This is a genomic window from uncultured Microbacterium sp. (assembly GCF_913776565.1).
GTDB lineage: Bacteria > Actinomycetota > Actinomycetes > Actinomycetales > Microbacteriaceae > Microbacterium.
In genome coordinates, this window is the sequence record NZ_CAJYPF010000135.1 from 1 (window position 1) to 2,665 (window position 2,665).

Below are 2,665 nucleotides of genomic sequence, written 5' to 3' on the forward strand. Positions count from 1 at the left end.
TGGTCGTACGCCTTGAACTGGTTCGTCGTCATGTACATCTTGTCGCTCTCGCCGTGGTTCACGAAGACGTGCCACATGCGCCCGTACCGCATCATCTGGAAGTTGCGGGCGTTCTGGTTGACGTAGAAGACGACCTTCGGGGCCTGCTCGTCGACGAACCGTTCGAGGTCGACGACCTGCCGCGCGTACACGACGGGCACCGGCGACTCCTCGAGCAGGGCGAGCATCGCGCCGGGGCTCCGCGAGATGATCGCCACCGGGTGCTGCGCGTGCAGCTCGGCGAGCGGCGCGTACCACTGACGGACCTGGTACAGGTTGACCGGACCGTCGGCGAAGTACACCGCGATCTCCACGGAGCCCGGCGTCAGCGGCGGCTCCTCGCGCAGACGTCGGGCGAGGGCGTTCCGGCTCTGCCGCGACTTCAGGAGTCGCTGCACGAGCCGGACGGCCGTGCGTGCGTCGCTCAGGATCGACATGGGTCTCCTCAGATGATCGGGGGACGGCCGGCGAGCGTCATGCGTCCGATGGTCAACCACCCCATGGTCGCGGTGGGTCCGCAGTCGGTGGTCCACCCCTCGCGGACGCCCCCGAACCACGTCGCGAGACGCCGCGGGTGTCGCCACCAGCGCGCCACCTGGATCGCCGCCCACGAGCCGACGTACAGCGGTCGCAGCACCGGCGGCAGGTTGCGCCGCGCGAGCCACACCCGGTTCCGGGCGTTCAGCCGGTAGTACTCGCGGTGCCGCGCCGGGTCGATCGCGGGGTGGTGGGCGACGAGGTCTCCCGCGTACCACGCCCGTCTGCCCGCGTCCCACACCCGCCAGGCCAGCTCGATGCCCTCGTGCGCGTAGAAGTACGGCGCTCCCCAGCCGCCGACCGCCCGGTAGACGTCCGTGGGCAGCACGACGGCGCCCTCCCACACGGAGAACACCGGGGACGACCCCGACGGCGATCCCTTGCGGATGCGCGGGATCCACCTCGTGGGGTTCGCGGCGCCGGTGGGGTCGATGACACGGGGCTGGACGAGCCCGAGCGAGGGATCGTGCTCGAACAACGCGATCGCGTCTCGGAGGAACGTCGGTGACGGCACCGAGGCGTCGTCGTCGAGGAAGAACACGTAATCGCCGTGGACGACGTCCGCACCGGCGTTCCGTCCGGCCGGGATGCCGACGTTCTCGGGCAGTGCGAGCGCACGGACACCCTCGGGCAGCCCGGTCGGCTCCCAGCCGTTGCCGACGCAGACGACGTCGAGCTCGACGTCCTGCTGCGCGAGCACGCTCTCGAGTCCGCGCCGCAGGTCGTCGGGGCGGGTGCCCTGCGAGAGGCTCACCACGGCCACACGGGGTCGTAAGCGGTGCGGGACCGCGTGGCGTCCCACGGTCCCCGGCGTCACGCGCGGACCCGCTTCGAGGCGATGATCGCGAGGAAGTGTCCGGCGGTCGCGAGGACCGCGAGCGGCAGGAGCGCCCCGACCAGGACGCGTGACGCGAGGGTGTCCCCGATGACGAGTCCGAGCAGCGCGAAGACGAACGCGAGGATCGAGAGCTCGACCGAGTGGTAGAGGCGGTGGAACGGCAGGAACCGGGCGGCCTTGCGGAGCGTGGCGAGTCGGCGGCCGGACGGGGCGGTCGAGGCGTCGCGGCGGTCGACGAGCTTCTCGAGCCCGGCGTTGGCGCGGGCCACGTGCACCATGTCGTTGAGGGCCTTGTTCAGGACGATGACGAGCCCGAGCGCGCAGCCGATCGTCGTCCACATCCAGTCCGCGTCGTGGATCGGCCACGTGGCCGCGCGGATGCCGAGTGCGATCGGGATGAGCCCCTCGGTCGTGTAGTGCCCGACCTTGTCGAGGAACACCCCGGCGGGCGAGTGCGTGCCGCGCCACCGGGCGACCTCCCCGTCGCTGCAGTCCACGAGCATCTGCAGCTGCCCGAGCACGAGTGCCAGCGCCGCACCCCAGATGCCCGGGATCAGCAGGGCCGCGGCGACGCTCCACCCGACGAGGATCATCAGCCCGGTGACCTGGTTGGCGCTCACCCGGGTCTTCAGCAGGACCCACGTCAGGTACGGCGAGACGTCTCGGAGGTACAGCGACGCGGTCCAGTGCTCGGCGTTCGCCCGCATCCGGACCGCGTCCGGCTGCGCGACCGCGCGGAGTTCGGCGATCGAGGTCGGCCGCGCGGCGCGTCCCGTGGTGGCGTCGTCGGTCATGTCGGTCACCGTCCCGTGTGCGTCGTCAGCTCGGACGTCCTGGTCAGGAAGCCGATGATGAACCCGATCCCCCAGCCGACGTGGATGCACGGCAGGACGACGAGGAGCCAGAGGAGCGTCGCCGCCCCGGATCGCCGCGCGACGGCGACCGCGCCGACCACGACGAAGACGAGGTAGACGGCGGGGACGACGAACCCGAGCAGCGCCCAGACCGCGCCGGTGCCGGTCGCCGCACCGATGATCCCGACGACGCCGGCGAGGATGCCGACGGCCATCGCCGCGACCATCGCCGGGGGCACGAAGTACCGCAGGCCGTTGTTCGCCGGGAAGCGCCGGGCGAGCTCGCCACGCCACAGCCCGGTCGCGACGAACTGCCGCACCAGGCGCTTCAGGCTCGGGCGCGGCCGGTACGTCACGACCAGCTCGGGTGTGAACCACACCGTGCCGCCGGTCTGCC

General features: G+C 71.6%; 2 protein-coding genes and 2 pseudogenes. All 4 read right to left on the reverse strand.

All coding sequences use genetic code 11. The features are described 5' to 3' along the window. Positions 1-476, reverse strand: a pseudogene (locus QZ433_RS07190) (hypothetical protein); the annotation flags it as partial. 8 nt (positions 477-484) lie between these two features. Further along, positions 485-1,339 (reverse strand): glycosyltransferase, encoded by an 855-nt coding sequence (locus tag QZ433_RS07195; RefSeq protein ID WP_295781275.1) that lies wholly within the window; start codon positions 1,337-1,339, stop codon positions 485-487. 50 nt (positions 1,340-1,389) lie between these two features. Further along, complete coding sequence (locus QZ433_RS07200; protein ID WP_295781277.1) at positions 1,390-2,208, reverse strand: CDP-alcohol phosphatidyltransferase family protein; 819 nt, start codon at positions 2,206-2,208, stop codon at positions 1,390-1,392. Positions 2,209-2,213: 5 nt separating this feature from the next. After that, positions 2,214-2,665 (reverse strand): annotated as a pseudogene (locus QZ433_RS07205) (glycosyltransferase family 2 protein); the annotation flags it as partial.

Excerpts from the sequence above, each read along its gene's own strand:
- QZ433_RS07200 (WP_295781277.1), bottom strand. The coding sequence starts at position 2,208 with ATGACCGACGACGCCACCACGGGACGCGCCGCGCGGCCGACCTCGATC.